At 42.3% G+C, this 16,173-nt stretch carries 15 protein-coding genes; 3 read left to right on the plus strand and 12 right to left on the minus strand.

The window, feature by feature from the left end:
• The first annotated feature begins 400 nt into the window (after nt 1–400).
• Entirely contained in the window at nt 401–865 is a 465-nt protein-coding gene (locus AC1IR0_RS06270; RefSeq protein ID WP_004278843.1) for a MarR family winged helix-turn-helix transcriptional regulator, read from the plus strand.
• A gap of 77 nt (nt 866–942) precedes the next feature.
• On the opposite strand, the gene AC1IR0_RS06275 is transcribed toward AC1IR0_RS06270, so the two are convergent.
• From AC1IR0_RS06275 to AC1IR0_RS06295, 5 genes are all read right to left on the minus strand, one after another.
• A complete protein-coding gene (locus tag AC1IR0_RS06275) occupies nt 943–1,605 on the minus strand; it encodes an SOS response-associated peptidase family protein (protein ID WP_180086912.1) in 663 nt (220 codons plus the stop codon).
• Between the two features lie 92 nt (nt 1,606–1,697).
• A complete protein-coding gene (locus tag AC1IR0_RS06280; protein ID WP_409665614.1) occupies nt 1,698–3,146 on the minus strand; it encodes an aldehyde dehydrogenase family protein in 1,449 nt (482 codons plus the stop codon).
• A gap of 128 nt (nt 3,147–3,274) precedes the next feature.
• Nucleotides 3,275–5,440, minus strand: coding sequence for a malate synthase G (locus tag AC1IR0_RS06285; protein ID WP_005252216.1), 2,166 nt, complete (start codon nt 5,438–5,440; stop codon nt 3,275–3,277).
• 366 nt (nt 5,441–5,806) lie between these two features.
• A complete protein-coding gene (gene zapE / locus AC1IR0_RS06290) occupies nt 5,807–6,958 on the minus strand; it encodes a cell division protein ZapE (RefSeq protein WP_005252217.1) in 1,152 nt (383 codons plus the stop codon).
• A gap of 84 nt (nt 6,959–7,042) precedes the next feature.
• A complete protein-coding gene (locus AC1IR0_RS06295) occupies nt 7,043–8,050 on the minus strand; it encodes a helix-turn-helix domain-containing protein (protein ID WP_479741234.1) in 1,008 nt (335 codons plus the stop codon).
• 144 nt (nt 8,051–8,194) lie between these two features.
• On the opposite strand from AC1IR0_RS06295, the gene AC1IR0_RS06300 reads away from it, so the two are divergent.
• Nucleotides 8,195–9,691 (plus strand): flavin-containing monooxygenase, encoded by a 1,497-nt coding sequence (locus tag AC1IR0_RS06300; protein WP_479741235.1) that lies wholly within the window; start codon nt 8,195–8,197, stop codon nt 9,689–9,691.
• Nucleotides 9,692–9,759: 68 nt separating this feature from the next.
• Nucleotides 9,760–10,668, plus strand: a complete 909-nt coding sequence (locus AC1IR0_RS06305; protein ID WP_409665617.1) for a LysO family transporter — start codon at nt 9,760–9,762, stop codon at nt 10,666–10,668.
• 434 nt (nt 10,669–11,102) lie between these two features.
• On the opposite strand, the gene pyrF is transcribed toward AC1IR0_RS06305, so the two are convergent.
• The 7 genes from pyrF to tadA all read right to left on the minus strand — a co-directional run bounded on the left by pyrF (nt 11,103) and on the right by tadA (nt 16,168).
• Entirely contained in the window at nt 11,103–11,783 is a 681-nt protein-coding gene (gene pyrF, locus AC1IR0_RS06310; protein ID WP_253100640.1) for an orotidine-5'-phosphate decarboxylase, read from the minus strand.
• 36 nt (nt 11,784–11,819) lie between these two features.
• Nucleotides 11,820–12,179 (minus strand): lipopolysaccharide assembly protein LapA domain-containing protein, encoded by a 360-nt coding sequence (locus AC1IR0_RS06315; RefSeq protein ID WP_004278852.1) that lies wholly within the window; start codon nt 12,177–12,179, stop codon nt 11,820–11,822.
• Nucleotides 12,180–12,203: 24 nt separating this feature from the next.
• On the minus strand, nt 12,204–12,509 hold the full coding sequence (locus AC1IR0_RS06320) for an integration host factor subunit beta (protein ID WP_004278853.1): 306 nt from the start codon (nt 12,507–12,509) through the stop codon (nt 12,204–12,206).
• 163 nt (nt 12,510–12,672) lie between these two features.
• The gene (gene rpsA, locus AC1IR0_RS06325) at nt 12,673–14,349 is read right to left on the minus strand and encodes a 30S ribosomal protein S1 (RefSeq protein ID WP_479741237.1); all 1,677 of its coding nucleotides are present in this window, start codon (nt 14,347–14,349) and stop codon (nt 12,673–12,675) included.
• 110 nt (nt 14,350–14,459) lie between these two features.
• Nucleotides 14,460–15,143 carry a (d)CMP kinase gene (cmk, locus tag AC1IR0_RS06330; RefSeq protein WP_004278855.1) on the minus strand — a complete coding sequence of 228 codons (684 nt, stop codon included), beginning with the start codon at nt 15,141–15,143 and terminating at the stop codon, nt 14,460–14,462.
• A gap of 17 nt (nt 15,144–15,160) precedes the next feature.
• The gene (locus tag AC1IR0_RS06335) at nt 15,161–15,592 is read right to left on the minus strand and encodes an SRPBCC family protein (RefSeq protein WP_005247314.1); all 432 of its coding nucleotides are present in this window, start codon (nt 15,590–15,592) and stop codon (nt 15,161–15,163) included.
• Between the two features lie 60 nt (nt 15,593–15,652).
• Nucleotides 15,653–16,168, minus strand: a complete 516-nt coding sequence (gene tadA / locus AC1IR0_RS06340) for a tRNA adenosine(34) deaminase TadA (protein WP_129716655.1) — start codon at nt 16,166–16,168, stop codon at nt 15,653–15,655.
• Nucleotides 16,169–16,173: the final 5 nt, after the last annotated feature.

Below are 16,173 nucleotides of genomic sequence, written 5' to 3' on the forward strand. Positions count from 1 at the left end.
TAAAAATATAGCTGTAAATAATCATTTACTATATTGACTAAAACCATTCAATCACCCTATATTTCTTAAATCGATTAATTTATTGAAATACAATTATTTGCATTAAAACCTATTCAGACAGGCTGCTTAAGAACAATAAAAAGTCTTGGAAAACATTTCTACTCACGAAATACATAATGAGGAATTAAATTTATACAAAATATTATCGCCTTTCATCCGATTTTAAAGAACAATCTTCGCGCCAGATAAGGCTCACCTGCAGAACTGATCAACTCCTTGGGATGTTAAGCAAAACTAAAAAGTGTTAGCGCTTTAACATTTTTAAAATAAAGGTTGAAATATGCATAAACTTTTTCATAAAATGAACGGGCCCTAGAAAAATAAATACAAGGAACATTTCATGACTAAGAAATATGCAAAATTTTTGCCGTGTACGGAAGAATTTAATTTAGAAAACTTTCCATATTATTGGGTAACCCAGGTTCATGCTCAATACGTCGTTAATGTCGATCATGCACTAAAAAAGTATGGTGTTGACAATTCCCGCCGCCGCATCCTTCTTGCACTAAAAGCCAAACCGCATGCCAGTGTTTCTGATTTGTCAGAGATGGTGGTTTCTAAAATGTCGACCACGACTAAAATTGTCTACCGCTTAAAAGACGAAGGTCTGGTTGAAACCTATTCATGTGAGGATGACGCACGGATTACCCGAGTATTTTTGACTGACAAAGGCATGCAAATGACACATAAGATCAATGATCTGACCAATGTCGTACTGGAACAGTCATTTGAAGGCCTGACGCCTTTGCAAATTGAAAAAACCATGGAAAGTTTACGTCATATTTTCAAAAATTTAGCTCGTTAAAGACCTACTTTTTATTTTAAATAGACGCTGGCGAATTGGCGCATACTTTATAATAATAAATAATTCGCCAGAGCTTTCTAAAAATCAAAAAAGTTCAGTTGTGGACTGACTTTTTTGATTTTTTCTTTTGGTACATGTGAACATTCAAACTCTTCTACCGGAAAGCCCTCTACAAAGCTACGAATATCCGGATGCCTTAGCGTTAGCCATTCTTGCAGTCGCTGCTGTGGAATCACAATAACCGAGCGTTTGATATTACCCGGCTCATGAAACTCCTTCATCATGGGATGGTCAATTGCATCCATGGTAATCATACTGGCAGAGCGTACAATTTCACCTTGTACCCGAGCAATCTCATACACAGCTGCAATAAAAGTCGCCTGACCATCTTTACGTCTTACACCCCAACGCTGCGGTTTATTGTCAAAATATTTGGACTCATAAAATTCCGATACCGGAATGACGCCAAAATGACATTTGGCGGTGGCTTCAGCGAAGGTGGGCCTTTGCAGTAAGGTTTCATTTCTGGCGTTATAGGTCTTGGTACCTATAGTTTTGTCTTCTGCCCATTTCGGAATGAGTCCAAAATTCACGGAACGCCATTCCAGTCCTTGAGCTGAATGAAACAAAAGCGGTGTAGCATAATTGGGATAGACCTCCTCTGGATATTCAAAAGGAATTTCTGGCAATCCCAGATTATGCAACTGCTCTAAGGTTAAAAGCTTAAAATTGGCGCACATGGTTCATATATGTAAATCATTCGACCATAACATTATACCGTGATGCCAAGTCGAAGCCTGTCGTATTTCTATAGTTTTAGGCGCATTGCCTGTTATGAATTCGGTACAGTCAACCAATGTGTTCGGGTAAACTCCTCAAAAATCCAGCGGCCATTAAAACGACCCAATCCTGAATTTTTTTCGCCGCCAAAGGGTGCATTTGACTGGTCTGCTACACTAATGCCATTAATATGCGTCATACCAATATCCAGTTGTGCGGCAAAAGCAGTGCCTCGATCGATGTTTGAAGTACATACTGCACTGGATAAGCCAAACTCGGTCGCATTGGCTAGGTTTAAAGCATGTGCTTCATCCCGGGCTTTTAAGATAGGTAAAATCGGACCGAAGCTTTCTTGCTGCGCCAGATCGGAATCTTCCGCAACATCAATAAAAATATGCGGAGAAACCAGATTCCCTTCAATGCCTCCTTCATAGACCAGTTGCGCGCCCTGCTCGCTGCCCGTTTGAATGATCTGTTGATGCTTTTTAACCTGACTCTGGTTAATGATCGGACCGATCACGGTATCTTCCAGATTTGGATCACCCACCGGAATCATTTTGATCCGATCCAGAAGCTTATCTACGTAAGCATCATGAATAGAGGTATCAACAATGACCCGGTTAGTACTCATGCAAATTTGTCCCTGATGCATAAAACGCCCCATCATCGTCAATTCAACCGCTAGATCAAGATCGGCATCATCCAGAATGACCAAAGGTGCATTGCCACCCAGTTCAAGTGCCAGACGCTTGATTCGGGAACTGGATAAGGCTTTACTGCCGACACTTTTCCCCACTTCAGTTGATCCGGTAAAGGAAATCATTTTCGGCACTGAATGCTCAACAAAATAATCTCCTATTTCACTGCCAGCACCGGCAACGATATTCAGTGCACCTCCAGGCAAACCTGCTTCTTCAAATAGCTTGCCGATTAAGGTACCGCCAGTCACCGGCGTATCACTGGCCGGCTTCAATACAACGGTATTGCCACAGGCAATTGCAGTTGCCACTGAACGTAAGGATAAATGAAATGGAAAGTTCCATGGACTAATGACAGCAATCACGCCTAAGGGCTTGCGCAAAACCATACTTTTACGTGCCGGATCCTTACTTTCCAGCTGTTCTGTTTGGATCCAGTCTGGAAAAGCCAGACTTTCCTGAATGATGCCCAGAGCAGCATCCACCTCAACGCCGGCTTTAATGCGCGTACTGCCTGATTCAATAATGAGCCAGTCAATGATTTCGTCCCGACGCTGCTGAATGATCGCGATTAAATTTTGCAGCACTGTTTTTCGTACTTCAGTGGGATTCAAAACACCCTGCTGAAAAGCCTGCTCTGCTGCGGTATAAGCACTGTCGACATCGACAGAACTGGCAGCTGGCATACTAAAAATTTCGCTCTGGGTATAGGGGTTGATATTTTTTATTGTTCTGGTTGAAGTACCGGCTTGCCACTGACCATGAATAAACTGCTGGTCTAAATTTTGATATACCGTTGTCATTTTATTGTTTCCTCGCATGCTTTGCCCCACTTTAAAAGTTCGGCTGGAAAATTTCTAGTCAGAACGACAGCGGCTTACCATTAGACAATAAAAAAGCCTCCGAAGAGGCTTTTTTAAGCTAGACAGGATTAATCACCTGTGTAACCTTTTAACTTTAAACGCGCTGCATGTAGAAGCGGCTCGGTATAACCTGATGGCTGCTCACCACCTTTAAAGATCAGGTCAGATGCTGCCTGGAATGCAATATTGTTGGCAAAGTCAGCAGACATTGGCGTATACAGTGGATCATTGGCATTTTGCTCATCCACAATTTTCGCCATACGTTGCATGACTTCTTCTACCTGTTCACGACTTACGATACCGTGACGCAACCAGTTCGCAACATGTTGTGAAGAAATACGTAAAGTCGCACGGTCTTCCATTAAACCGACATCATTGATGTCTGGCACTTTAGAACAACCTACACCCAAATCTACCCAGCGAACCACATAACCTAAAATACCTTGACAGTTATTTTCGAGTTCTTTGGTTTTTTCTTCTTCAGACCAGTTAGTGTCTTTCGCCAATGGTGGTGTCAACAAATCATCTAGAGATAAAGGTTGAGTCGATAATAGCTCTTGCTGACGGTCTGCAACATTAATCTGGTGATAGTGAATCGCGTGGATCACCGCACCTGTAGGTGATGGAACCCATGCACAGCTCGCACCCGCTTCAGGATGTTCAGTTTTGGTTTTGTACATGTCAAGCAGCATGTCTGGCTTTGGCCACATGCCTTTACCAATCTGTGCTTTACCACGTAAACCCGCTTGCAGACCAATCATCACGTTACGGTTTTCATAAGCCGGGAACCAGATTTGGCCTTTTACTTCGCCTTTACGAACGAATGGACCAGCTTCCATAAAGGTATGGATTTCGTCACCAGTACGGTCCATGAAACCTGTATTGATGAAGATAGTACGATCTTTGGCTTGTGCAATACAGTTCTTCAAGTTCACAGAAGTACGGCGTTCTTCATCCATAATCCCGATTTTTAAAGTTTTTGCAGGTAAGCCGAGTGCCTGTTCTGCACGTTCAAACAATTCAACGGCAAATGCCACTTCTTCAGGACCATGCATTTTCGGCTTAACGATATACATTGAACCTTGACGCGAGTTCTTGATGGTGTTTTCACCTTTGATGTCTGCAAAAGACAATAATGGCGTAACCAATGCATCCATGATGCCTTCATAGATTTCTGCGCCATCTACCAGAATCGCAGGGTTCGTCATTAAATGACCAACATTACGTAGCAACATCAATGAACGGCCGTGAACTTTAGTTTCACCACCTTCTACATTTTTGAAAGTACGGTCTTCATTCAGTTTACGGGTAACAGTTTTACCGTTTTTCTCAATAGACTCCTCTAAAGTACCTTTCATTAGGCCTAACCAGTTACGGTAGCCTTCCACTTTTTCTTCAGCGTCAACGGCTGCAATCGAGTCTTCCAAGTCCTGAATGGTCGTAACCGCCGCTTCAAGAACCACATCTTTTACACCAGCGGCATCAGTTTGGCCAATCGGGCTGCTAGCATCAATTTGCACAATAGCGTGCAGACCATTATTTTTAAATACGATTTCAGTCGGTGCTGAAGCTTCGCCATTGTAGCCAACGAATTTAGCCGCATCTGCCACAGTTGTTTTTGAACCGTCTTTTAGGGTAACAACCAGTGCATTAGCTTCAACTGCGTATTGAGTTGCATCTGCATGCGAACCTTGTGCCAATGGGAAAGTTTCGTCGAGGAAATTCTTTGCAAATGCGACAACTTTTTCACCACGTTTCGGGTTATAGCCTTTGCCTTTTTCCGCGCCATCTTCTTCAGAGATGACATCGAAGCCATAAAGTGCATCGTACAAAGAACCCCAACGTGCGTTTGCAGCGTTCAGGCAGTAACGTGCATTACGTACCGGTACCACCAACTGTGGACCTGCCAGTACTGCAATTTCTTCGTCTACATTTTCAGTGCTGATTTGGAAATCTTCTACTTCTGGTAACAAGTAGCCAATTTCAGTCAAGAAAGCTTTGTAAGCTTGTAATTCAAATGTGTTATTGCGGTGCCATTCATCAATTTTCGCCTGAATGTCATCACGCTTAGCCAAAAGTGCTTTATTTTTAGGGCTAAGATCAACAACGACTTGTTCAAAGTTTTTCCAGTATGTTTCGCTGTCTAAACCAGAACCTGGTAGTGCTTCATTTTCGATGAAATCGTAAAGTTCTTTAGCAATCGCTAACTTGCCTTTTTGAATACGTGCAGTCATTGTCTTTCCTGATATTGCTACTTTTTATACAAGAGATTCTAGTATACCGATTAAAATCTAGCTGAATAGTATTATCACATTGCTAAATACTGAGCATTTTTTCTAATATGAATACCCTCATAAACATATTTGATCTTTCTCAGTTACAAATAGATATCATTCTGCTAAATACCCTAATGACAGTGTATAAAGTTTTCGAAATGTAGAAATTAGACTTAAGTTCAGATTTTCGAGTAAAAATTATGCATTCTAGTTATACACGATCACATTTAGACCAAGATTAAGCCATGTTTAATCAGGATTGTCGACAATTCAAGTGCTTATTTTTATAAAAAAAGCGCTGGTGAATGACCAGCGCTTTTATGGTTATTCTCCGTTCACGGAGGCGATTTTCTCAATCTGGCGATGTTCAGAATTCAGGTATTCATCTGACTGCATTTCCAGCAAACGGGAACGGGTCCGTTCAATTTCAAAGGCCAGTTTCTCACCCTGGTAAATATCCACGATATTATCTTCCGAGGTTAAGAGCAACTTGACGCCGCGGTCATAAAATTCATCCACCAGATAAATAAAACGGCGTGTTCCATCATTCAGGAAATCGGTCAGGTGCGGCACATTGCTGACCAAAACCGTATTATAAATATTGGCGATTTCAATAAAATCAGCCGGGCTTCGTGGTTTTAAACACAGCTCAGAAAACTCGCACCACAATACATCTTCAGTATGTGACACGGTTTCAACAATACGGTTGTTGATAATAATCGGCTCTTCAGAACAGGTCTGTGTCTGAGTCAAAGCACTAAAACGTTGTGCAATCCAGTTTTTATGATCATGGGTCAACGGGAATTTAAACAGTTGTGCCTGTTTCAAAACCCGTAGACGGTAATCGACTCCGGCATCGACATTTAACACCACACAGTTTTTCTTGACCAGTTCGATGGTTGGCATAAAACGGTCACGATGAATGCCGTTTTTATATAAACCGTCCGGTGCGATATTCGAGGTAGCAACCAAAGTAATACCGCGTTCAAACAGCTTCTGGAACAGATCGCTCAGAATCATCGCATCCGTTACGTTGGATACAAAAAATTCATCAAAACAGATGATGACCGCTTCTTTATAAATCCGATCCGCCACGATATCTAGCGGATTACGCTGTCCGGATAATTTGTTTAACTCACGATGCACATGCTGCATAAAATGGTGAAAATGCATCCGGGTTTTACGGCGAAACGGAATCGAATCGTAAAACTGATCCATCAACCAAGTTTTGCCACGCCCTACTCCGCCCCACATATACACGCCTTTCGGAGACGTCTGACGGCGAAAGCGGCGAAATGCTTTTTTTGATGCCTTAAAACGCTGAATCAATTCCAGCCAGACACGATTCAGTTCATGTACTGCCATTGCCTGTGCTTCATCAGGCATAAACTGTCCTGAAGAGATCGCTTGCGCATAACGTTCTGCAGGAGAAATCGGACTAAAAGCGGTGCTGTGCTGTGAATTAAAATCGGACATAGAATTTCGTACTATTTGGGATCAATTTAATTATAGCGGAGTTTAATCAACACGCTATAACACTTTGGCATAAACTAACTTAGGCTATTTTATATATTGCCGAGGACTTTGCCCAAACCAGCGTTTAAAGGCATGGTTAAAAGCGGCCGGCTCGGAATAGCCTAATAATTCTGCAATCATTTCAATCGAATACTGTTTATATTCAATCAGTCGCAAAGCCTTATCTTTAATAATTTCTTCGCGAATCTGCTTATAACTGGTATCACACTGCTGTAACTGATGCCGCAAGGTTCGTTCCGGAATATTCAACGCCTGTGCCGTTTCAGCCATGCTCGGCATCAGGCCGCTTTGGATTTCCAGATAATCCTGCACACGCTGCACCACAGTCGGCGTCTGCTCATCCTGTTGCAAACGCTCCAGTTCAGCCAGACATTTGGCTTCATAGACAGCAAAAGTGACCGCATCTGCAGAAGGAATTTTAATATCCAACACTGCTTCATCAAACCAGAATGCTGCCCGAGATGCATCAAACTGTACCTGTGTTCCATAATAATCATGATAGACCTTTAAGGTATTCAGATCTTCTGGATAGGCAAATGGCAACTCGATCCGCAAATCAGGTTTGGATAAGCCCATCAATTTGTAAATTTCCCGGATAAACTTAAACGTTCCGGAAATCTCCGCCTGTGCCAGCAGCATCCCCAAATGATCATCCTGCTGCTTTGCTCGATAACACAGCGCGCTATGATGCTCGCTTTGCTGCAAGGCCAACTGACCAGTCAAATGCGTCAACTGCTGAAAACGGATCACCTGATTCAGTGCATCGCGTACTGTAGGACTGGTCACCAGCAACATGAGTAAGGGACCATAACCTGCCAAGGCATAATGCTGACCAATCAATAATCCCTGTTCAGGTTGGATTTCCTGTCCTACAACCTTAAGCACATCATGTTCCAGACTGGGGTGGATCACCGAGCTTGGATCAAAGGCATCTACACGCAGTCCAATGTTTTGCAGTTTCTGATCGACATCCATGCCAGCCTTGCGCATCCCTTGAAGCAAATACATCAGACTGAGAACAGAACGTTTCATAACCATACAAATACAATGTGATTGCTCTAGTTGTACTATAAAAATAATGTGTCGGCTATTGCCGTTTAGATCAATTTTCTATCTAATCACCAAGGAGCAAATTACGATAAATATCCAACATTAAAATAAGTAAGGAATGTACTGATGCTAGATCATGCCACCGCTACACGCTCCCACCCTCATACCAAAGTTGCCATTATTGGAGCCGGTTTCGGCGGTATTGCCATAGCAATACGTTTACAACAGCATGGTATTTATGACTTTATTATTCTGGAAAAAGGGAGCGATTTTGGCGGAACTTGGCGGGACAATCAGTACCCTGGAGCAGCCTGTGATGTGCAATCACATTTGTATTCCTTGTCATTTGCTCCAAAAAGTAATTGGTCCAAGCGTTATGCGGAAGCACCCGAGATATTTTCTTATATTCAGGATCTGGTGGCCGATTATAACCTGCGTGCTTTTTGCCGTTTAAATACCGAGGTACTGGCAGCACATTACCAGGCAGAGCGCTGTCTGTGGCAATTGCAGCTACAGGATCAAAGTATCCTTGAAGCCCAGTTTGTTATCTTGGCTTCCGGGCCATTACATATTCCCCAAATCCCACATATACTCGGTATTGAGAAATTTCAGGGCAAAGTTTTTCATTATGCGCAATGGGATCACGCTTATGATCTGACTGGCAAAAATGTTGCATCGATTGGGACAGGTGGCAGTGCCATTCAATATATTTCGGAAATTGCCCCGCAATGCAAACATCTGTATGTCATGCAACGTACTGCGGCCTGGGTCATTCCTCGTGATGAACGCGCCTACCCGAATCTTGAAAAGAAACTCTTTAAAAAATATGACTGGTTTCGAAAGTTACATCGCACGCGCCTATATTGGTCAAATGAATCGCGTGTCGTACCGATTGTCAAACCGGGCATTATGAAATTCACCCAAAAACTGGCAGAACTGCTGATTAAATATGAGGTTAAAAATCCTGAATTAGCCAAAAAACTGACTCCCGATTACATCATGGGCTGTAAACGCATTCTGGTCTCGAATAAATACTTCCCAACGTTTAACCGCCACAATGTAGAACTAGTGACCGAGAAGATTCAGGAACTGACTGAACACAGTATCATTACACAAGATGGAAAAGAGCGGCCGATTGACTGTCTGATTTATGGCACTGGATTCATTACCGATCCGCGCATCTATATGAAGAATTTTCAATGTACCGGGCTCGATGGCGTAGAACTGAATGAAGTCTGGAAACAAGGCGCTGAAAGTTATTATGGCATTTGCGTGAAAGACTTCCCAAACCTGTTTCAGTTATTGGGCCCAAATACCCTATTGGCACACAACTCTGTCATTTTTATGATTGAGGCACAAGTCGAATATATTTTGCAATTGATACAACTGGTCGATCGATCCCAAAGCGATGCCATCATGGTCAAAGACCAGGCACAGGATACATTTAATCAGCAGGTACAACATATGTTTGAAAAGACCGTGTGGCAATCTGGGTGTGTCAGCTGGTATCAGCAGGAAGGCGGCAAGAACTTTGCCTTATGGCCAACTTATACCTGGAAATACTGGCTCAAAACAAAAAAACCAAATGTCGCAGATTATCGATTATTGAATAAAGTCGCCTAAAAGCTTTTTACCATCTGACATCAAGCGGTGGCATAATTTATAGGTAATTTTTTCAATCCATTAAATTTATGCAATCGCTTTGGCTTATCTTTCAGCTTTTATTCTGTCTAGCACTCGGTTTTGCCATGGCAAAACGAATTCCACTTTCGATTATTAAAATCTGTTTCAAGCTATTACCCTATTTTAGCTATGTTTTATTGATTGCAATTGCCTTTGAATTTTCACAACTGGTAGATGAATTACAGCATCCTCTCCAGATTTTAAGTACGTCGATCAGTATTGCCTTTCTGACCTCGCTCGGTGCTTTTGCATTTTGTTATCTACTATTTAAATGGGCAGGTTATCTTCCTAGTTCTGGTCGGGTATCCGTCGATCTGGTAGTTAAATCCTTGCTGAATATGAGCTATGCCTTTTTGGCTCTCGCAGGTGGATACTTTTTACATGCGGGCTTGAGTCTGTTTGATCTATCCTTGCAAATCAGCACCTGGCATTTGTTGCTGGTATTTATGTTCATGATTGGCCTGGATCTGGCTTATTCACCTTTAGATCGTTCCTGGTTAAATTTTAAAATTCTCTTAGTTCCAATCGGTTGTATTTTCGGTTCATTATTCGCGGTCATGCTTTATTCATTCTGGAACACCGACATCAGTCTGAAAGATTTGATCATGCTGTCACAAGGCTATGGATTTTACTCAATGTCAGGCGTTGTCGTGACAGAACTCAGAAATGCAGAACTCGGCAGTATCGCCCTGATGAATGACCTGTTTAGAGAAATTTTTGCCATCTTACTGATGTATTGTATGGGTTGGAGATATCCAAGATCGGCCATTTCCGCAGCGGGTGCAACTGCGATGGATGTGACTCTGCCGATGGTTAAACAAGCCTGCGGGCATGATTTTATTCCACATGCCATGGTCAGTGGTTTTATTTTGTCACTGTTAGCACCAATCATGGTGAGTATACTGGCAGCGATTTAATAACTTTATCACTTTCTCAATCTCACTAAATTCCTCTTTTATAAAGAGGGACTCTCCTCCCTGGGTAATTTTTAAAGCAGAATTTTAAAACGAAGCACAAGCAAGGGGCCGGCAGAGCTGACTAAAAACTTAAATCAATATCACTTAAGGCATCGCCTACTGTTTCAATAACATCCGAAGCAAGACTGATGGCATCAGATGCCAAACTGACCACATCGATCCCCGCTGTCCGATCTGCTGAGCTTGCCTGCTGTTGTTGCTATTCTTGTTGCTTAAGCTGTTCTGCCTGTTGAATATTTTGAATCACGTCATTCTGTACTTTTTCTAATTGTGGTTCAGATGAAGTCATCATTTTTCCTTTTTATTTTATAACCATTTTTTCAATATATAAAAAAAGCCTTTCGACTGAAAGGCTTTTTGTCATTCAAACCGTATTAAAGCGTTGCCAAAATATCTTTCAAAGTCTGACGCATATTTTTAGACTGGGTAATCGGGCGACCAATTACCAGATGTGTTGAGCCATCTAGCATTGCCTGTTTCGGTGTCACAATACGTTTCTGGTCATCTGCATTCGACCCTTCTGGACGAATGCCGGGTGTCACTAATGCAAAGTCTTTTCCAATCGTTTCACGTAACATTTTCGCTTCTTGAGCTGAGCAAACCACCCCATCTAGACCACTGTCTTTTGTCAGTTGTGCCAGACGTTTTACATGCTCATTTGGCTCAATATCCAGACCAATATCTTTCAAGTCTTCACGGCCCATTGACGTCAATACAGTCACTGCAATCAACTGAGTTTTATAATTACCCGCTTGCAAACGCTCTACACAGGTTTCCATCATCTTGCGGCCACCTGAGGCATGCACATTGACCATCCACACACCCAAATCTGCTGCCGCGCATACTGCCTGTGCTGTTGTATTTGGAATATCATGAAATTTCAGATCCAGAAATACATCAAAGCCTTTATCTTGAAGTGCTTTGACAATAATTGGACCTTCATGGGTAAATAACTCTTTACCAACTTTAAGTCGACACAAGGCAGGATCTAACTGTTCTGCAATGACTAAGGCATCAAATTGGCTTTTGGCATCTAGTGCGACGATGATACTCAAGAGATTACCCCTTCATATAGGCAAAAAATAAGCCCATTATAATGGGCTTTGATTTTCATTGGTAATATCTAATACAGTTTTTTCATGCCGGGTATGGGCCGCTGCTTCAGCGGCCATTAACTTGGCTGTATTTAACTGTTCCTTACGTAGATGTTCAATGTCTTTACGCAGTCGTTTAATTTCCCAATTCGTCTGAAAAACCCGGAAGATCTGAACGCCCAATAACAGGCCCAAAACGACACCTAAAGATAATGTGAGGAGAAGTAATAATCCCAAGCGCATTGCGGGAACTTGAGTAAATAACAAGTCCACTGACAATTCAGTACCGTTTTGCAAAACTAAAGCTAATGAATAACCAAACAGTACCAATAAAAGAATGACCAGAACGTAACGCATGAACACCCCGCAAAATATTTACAATTATTTTTGTGCAGACTCGTTCACAGCGTCACGAAGTGCCTTGCCTGGTTTAAAGTGCGGAACTGCTTTTGCAGCCACTTCTACTGATTTACCAGTTTTAGGGTTACGACCTACGCGCGGTTCACGGTGATGCAATGCAAAACTACCAAATCCACGAATCTCGATACGATTGTCAGTTGATAATGCTTCTATCATTTGATCAATCATAATTTTAACTGCTTCTTCCACTAAAGGCTCAGCCAAATGCGGATTTTTTAACGCAATACGCTCTATTAAGTCAGACTTATTAAGTGCTTCAGTAGTCATCTGCGACCTCTTTAATTATCAAGCTACTTGGGATCTATTTCCCGATAATAACCTGTTTAAATACAAAACGGTAGCGCAATAATTAAATACTACGCTACCGTTTACAGTATTTGTATAAAAAGTATTAGTTAACTTACATTAACAATACAATTCAAACGCTTACTTAGTTGCCCATTTGAGCTTTGATCAGGTCACCAATCGTCTTAGGACCATTGTCTTGACCAACAGGAGCTGTTTTCAAGTTAGCAACTGCTTCTTTCTCTTCAGCTTCGTCTTTCGCTTTGATAGACAAGTTGATTGCGCGAGATTTACGATCTACGTTGATGATCTTCGCTTCAACTTCTTGACCAACTTCAAGGAACTTAGTTGCATCTTCAACGCGGTCGCGGTTGATTTCAGATGCTTTCAGAGTCGCTTCAACTTCGTCAGCTAACTTAACAGTAGCGCCTTTAGCGTCAACTGCAATTACAGTACCTTTAACCAACGCACCGCGTTCGTTAGCAGCAAGGAAGTCATTGAACGGATCGTTGTTCATTTGCTTGATGCCAAGGCTGATACGGTTGCCTTCAGCGTCTACAGAAAGGATAACTGCTTCAACAGTGTCGCCTTTCTTGTAACGACGAATCGCTTCTTCGCCTTGTTCGTTCCAAGAAATATCAGACAAGTGAACTAGACCGTCGATACCGCCTGGCAAACCGATGAAGATACCGAAGTCAGTGATAGATTTGATCGTACCAGAAACTTTTTCGCCTTTGTCGTGATCTTTAGCAAACTCTTCCCATGGGTTAGCACGAGTTTGTTTGATACCAAGAGAAATACGACGACGTTCTTCATCAACTTCAAGAACCATAACATCAACTTCGTCACCAATCTGAACAACTTTAGATGGGTGGATGTTTTTGTTCGTGTGATCCATTTCTGAAACGTGTACTAAACCTTCAACGCCTTCAGCGATTTCAGCGAAACAACCGTAGTCAGTCAGGTTAGTTACGCGCGCTTTAACGATTGAACCTTTAGGGTAACGGTTCATGATCGCTAACCATGGATCTTCGCCAAGTTGTTTAAGACCTAGAGAAACACGGTTACGTTCGCGGTCAAATTTAAGTACTTTAACAGTAACTTCTTGACCCACTTCAACAACTTCTGAAGGGTGCTTGATACGTTTCCAAGCCATGTCAGTGATGTGAAGAAGACCATCAATACCGCCAAGGTCAACGAATGCGCCGTAGTCAGTAAGATTTTTGATCGTACCAGTAACTGTTTGACCTTCTTCAAGCTGAGCAAGAAGAGCTTCACGGTCAGCTGAAGATTCAGCTTCCATAACAGCACGACGTGAAACAACAACGTTGTTACGTTTAGCGTCAAGTTTGATTACTTTGAATTCTAACTCTTTGCCTTCTAGGTGAGTAGTATCACGAATAGGACGAGTATCAACTAAAGAACCTGGAAGGAACGCACGTACTGGACCGATGTCAACAGTGAAACCACCTTTAACTTTACCAGAGATAACACCAGTAACGATTTCGCCGTCTTCAAAGATTTTTTCAAGTTTAGTCCAAGTTTCTGCGCGTTTAGCTTTTTCGCGAGAAAGAACTGTTTGACCCATACCGTTGTCAAGTGCTTCAACAACTACGTCTACAGTGTCGCCAACTTGAACTTCAAGTTCGCGCTGTTCATTTAAGAACTCAGCACGGTCAACAACGCCTTCAGATTTAAGGCCAGTGTCAACAGTTACCCAATCAGAGTCAATGCTTACTACAACGCCCTGGATAACTGCACCCTTTTCAACGTTGAGGTTTAATTCGCTTGCTTCAAAGAGGGCTGCAAAAGATTCGGTCATGATATTTCCGATAAAGTCAGCGGTCTTGGATCAGACAAGGCCGGTTTAATTAAGCATCTACATAGTCCATATAAAACTGATCAAGCTATGCGTTTGCTGATAAAATTGGGTTAATTTGCTAACTGCTGATCCACATAAGTGGTCATCAGCTGGAATACTTCATCGATATTCAAATCTGAACTATCAATAATGTAAGCATCATCCGCAGGCTTGAGTGGAGCGACAGCGCGTTCCGTATCTCGTTTATCGCGAGCGATGATATTAGCTAAAATGTCGCTTATTTTAACATCCAGCCCCATGCCCTGCAACTGCTTTACACGTCTTTGCGCGCGTGATTCAGCCGAGGCCGTCAAATATATTTTTGCCTGAGCATTCGGGAAGATACTTGTCGCCATATCACGTCCGTCTGCTACCAGACCAGGCGCCTGTGCAAAGGCATGCTGACGTGAAACCATCGCTGTTCTAAGTTCAGGAATTGCTGCAACTTTTGAAGCAAACTCTCCTACCCGTTCAGTTCGAATAGTTTGGGACACATCTTCACCATCCAGCCACACCTGCACCCCGGTGTCGGTACTGACAAACTGGATATCTAAATTTGTTGCGATTTGTACGCATTCTGGCAATTTCGTGTCTAGCGAATCCAGCAAATCATGGTGATGCAATGACAAACCCAAAAGGCGGTATAAAGCACCAGAATCCAATAAGTGAAACTGATAATGTGCAGCCAGTTTCGCTGCTAACGTGCCCTTGCCAGACCCACTTGGACCATCAATGGTAATAATTTGAACTGTCATTGCTTTCCCGTTGTTGTTTAAACAGATTTTGCGAGTTTTGTCAGGCCTAGTTTAATCGCTGCCTGTAACTGTGCAAGGATTAATTTACTCACAAAAGGCGCACGTGCCTGCAATTCAATCGTATAAGTTACTAACGTTTTGTCATCAGCCAGTGCTTCAAATTCAATAATGCCTAAATGATGCTTGATCAATGGATTTTTAATAATCTGATATTCGATGCGATTATTTGGCTCGAACAAGGTAATTTGTTCTTTCAGCGGCTTCACTGGCCCCATACCCATTGCACGTACTGAACCGAGTCCATCAGGATATTCAGCATCCGCAGAATCCTTGATTCGTTCGACCTGCATCGGTGCGAAGGCAATATTATAGGTGGCATGCTTGGACATCAAATTGAAGACATCATCAAGGGCTGCTGGGAATTCTTTTTTTACTTGGATGCTGTTCATTATTGTTCCTGAAGATTGCAGATATTTGAAAGTGGGAAAATTTTAGCGGATAAAGTAAATTTACTTCTGCGTATTTAATAACTTTTCTTGTAACTTGAATTGTCGTTTCTGCTCGCGACGCAACTTAAAAAATGCACTGAGCTGTTCAGAGCATTGCTGCTGCATGCAGCCTGCCTGGAAAGAAAATACGTGATTATAATAACCGGTTTCAAACAGTTGACGCGCACTCACCAGTGAACCTGCTTTCGCTTCAAATGCGCCAAATACTACCCGTGAAACCCGTGAATGCACCAGCGCACCAACACACATGGTGCACGGCTCTAAAGTCACATAAAGCACTGCATCATCAGGTAAACGATAATTCTGGATGTTTTGACAGGCATCACGTAGTGCAACAATTTCAGCATGCGCAGTCGGATCATTTAATGTAATGGACGTATTAAATCCCTGACCAATGATCTGATTCTGACTGACGATAATTGCCCCGACAGGAATTTCTCCCTGTGCAGCAGCAAGTGCAGCCTGCTCGTAAGCACGCTGCATCCAGTATTCATCTGTAAATTGTGTTTCGGACATTGAGG

This window comes from Acinetobacter sp. 129952, assembly GCF_056642055.1.

Bases quoted from the DNA above. Each gene is read 5' to 3' on its own strand.
- AC1IR0_RS06275 (WP_180086912.1), bottom strand. From the start codon at position 1,605: ATGTGCGCCAATTTTAAGCTTTTAACCTTAGAGCAGTTGCATAATCTG.
- rpsA (WP_479741237.1), bottom strand. From the start codon at position 14,349: ATGACCGAATCTTTTGCAGCCCTCTTTGAAGCAAGCGAATTAAACCTC.
- AC1IR0_RS06270 (WP_004278843.1), top strand. From the start codon at position 401: ATGACTAAGAAATATGCAAAATTTTTGCCGTGTACGGAAGAATTTAAT.
- cmk (WP_004278855.1), bottom strand. From the start codon at position 15,143: ATGACAGTTCAAATTATTACCATTGATGGTCCAAGTGGGTCTGGCAAG.
- AC1IR0_RS06285 (WP_005252216.1), bottom strand. From the start codon at position 5,440: ATGACTGCACGTATTCAAAAAGGCAAGTTAGCGATTGCTAAAGAACTT.
- AC1IR0_RS06300 (WP_479741235.1), top strand. From the start codon at position 8,195: ATGCTAGATCATGCCACCGCTACACGCTCCCACCCTCATACCAAAGTT.
- zapE (WP_005252217.1), bottom strand. From the start codon at position 6,958: ATGTCCGATTTTAATTCACAGCACAGCACCGCTTTTAGTCCGATTTCT.
- tadA (WP_129716655.1), bottom strand. From the start codon at position 16,168: ATGTCCGAAACACAATTTACAGATGAATACTGGATGCAGCGTGCTTAC.
- AC1IR0_RS06315 (WP_004278852.1), bottom strand. From the start codon at position 12,179: ATGCGTTACGTTCTGGTCATTCTTTTATTGGTACTGTTTGGTTATTCA.
- AC1IR0_RS06335 (WP_005247314.1), bottom strand. From the start codon at position 15,592: ATGAACAGCATCCAAGTAAAAAAAGAATTCCCAGCAGCCCTTGATGAT.
- AC1IR0_RS06305 (WP_409665617.1), top strand. From the start codon at position 9,760: ATGCAATCGCTTTGGCTTATCTTTCAGCTTTTATTCTGTCTAGCACTC.
- AC1IR0_RS06320 (WP_004278853.1), bottom strand. From the start codon at position 12,509: ATGACTACTGAAGCACTTAATAAGTCTGACTTAATAGAGCGTATTGCG.
- AC1IR0_RS06280 (WP_409665614.1), bottom strand. From the start codon at position 3,146: ATGACAACGGTATATCAAAATTTAGACCAGCAGTTTATTCATGGTCAG.
- AC1IR0_RS06295 (WP_479741234.1), bottom strand. From the start codon at position 8,050: ATGAAACGTTCTGTTCTCAGTCTGATGTATTTGCTTCAAGGGATGCGC.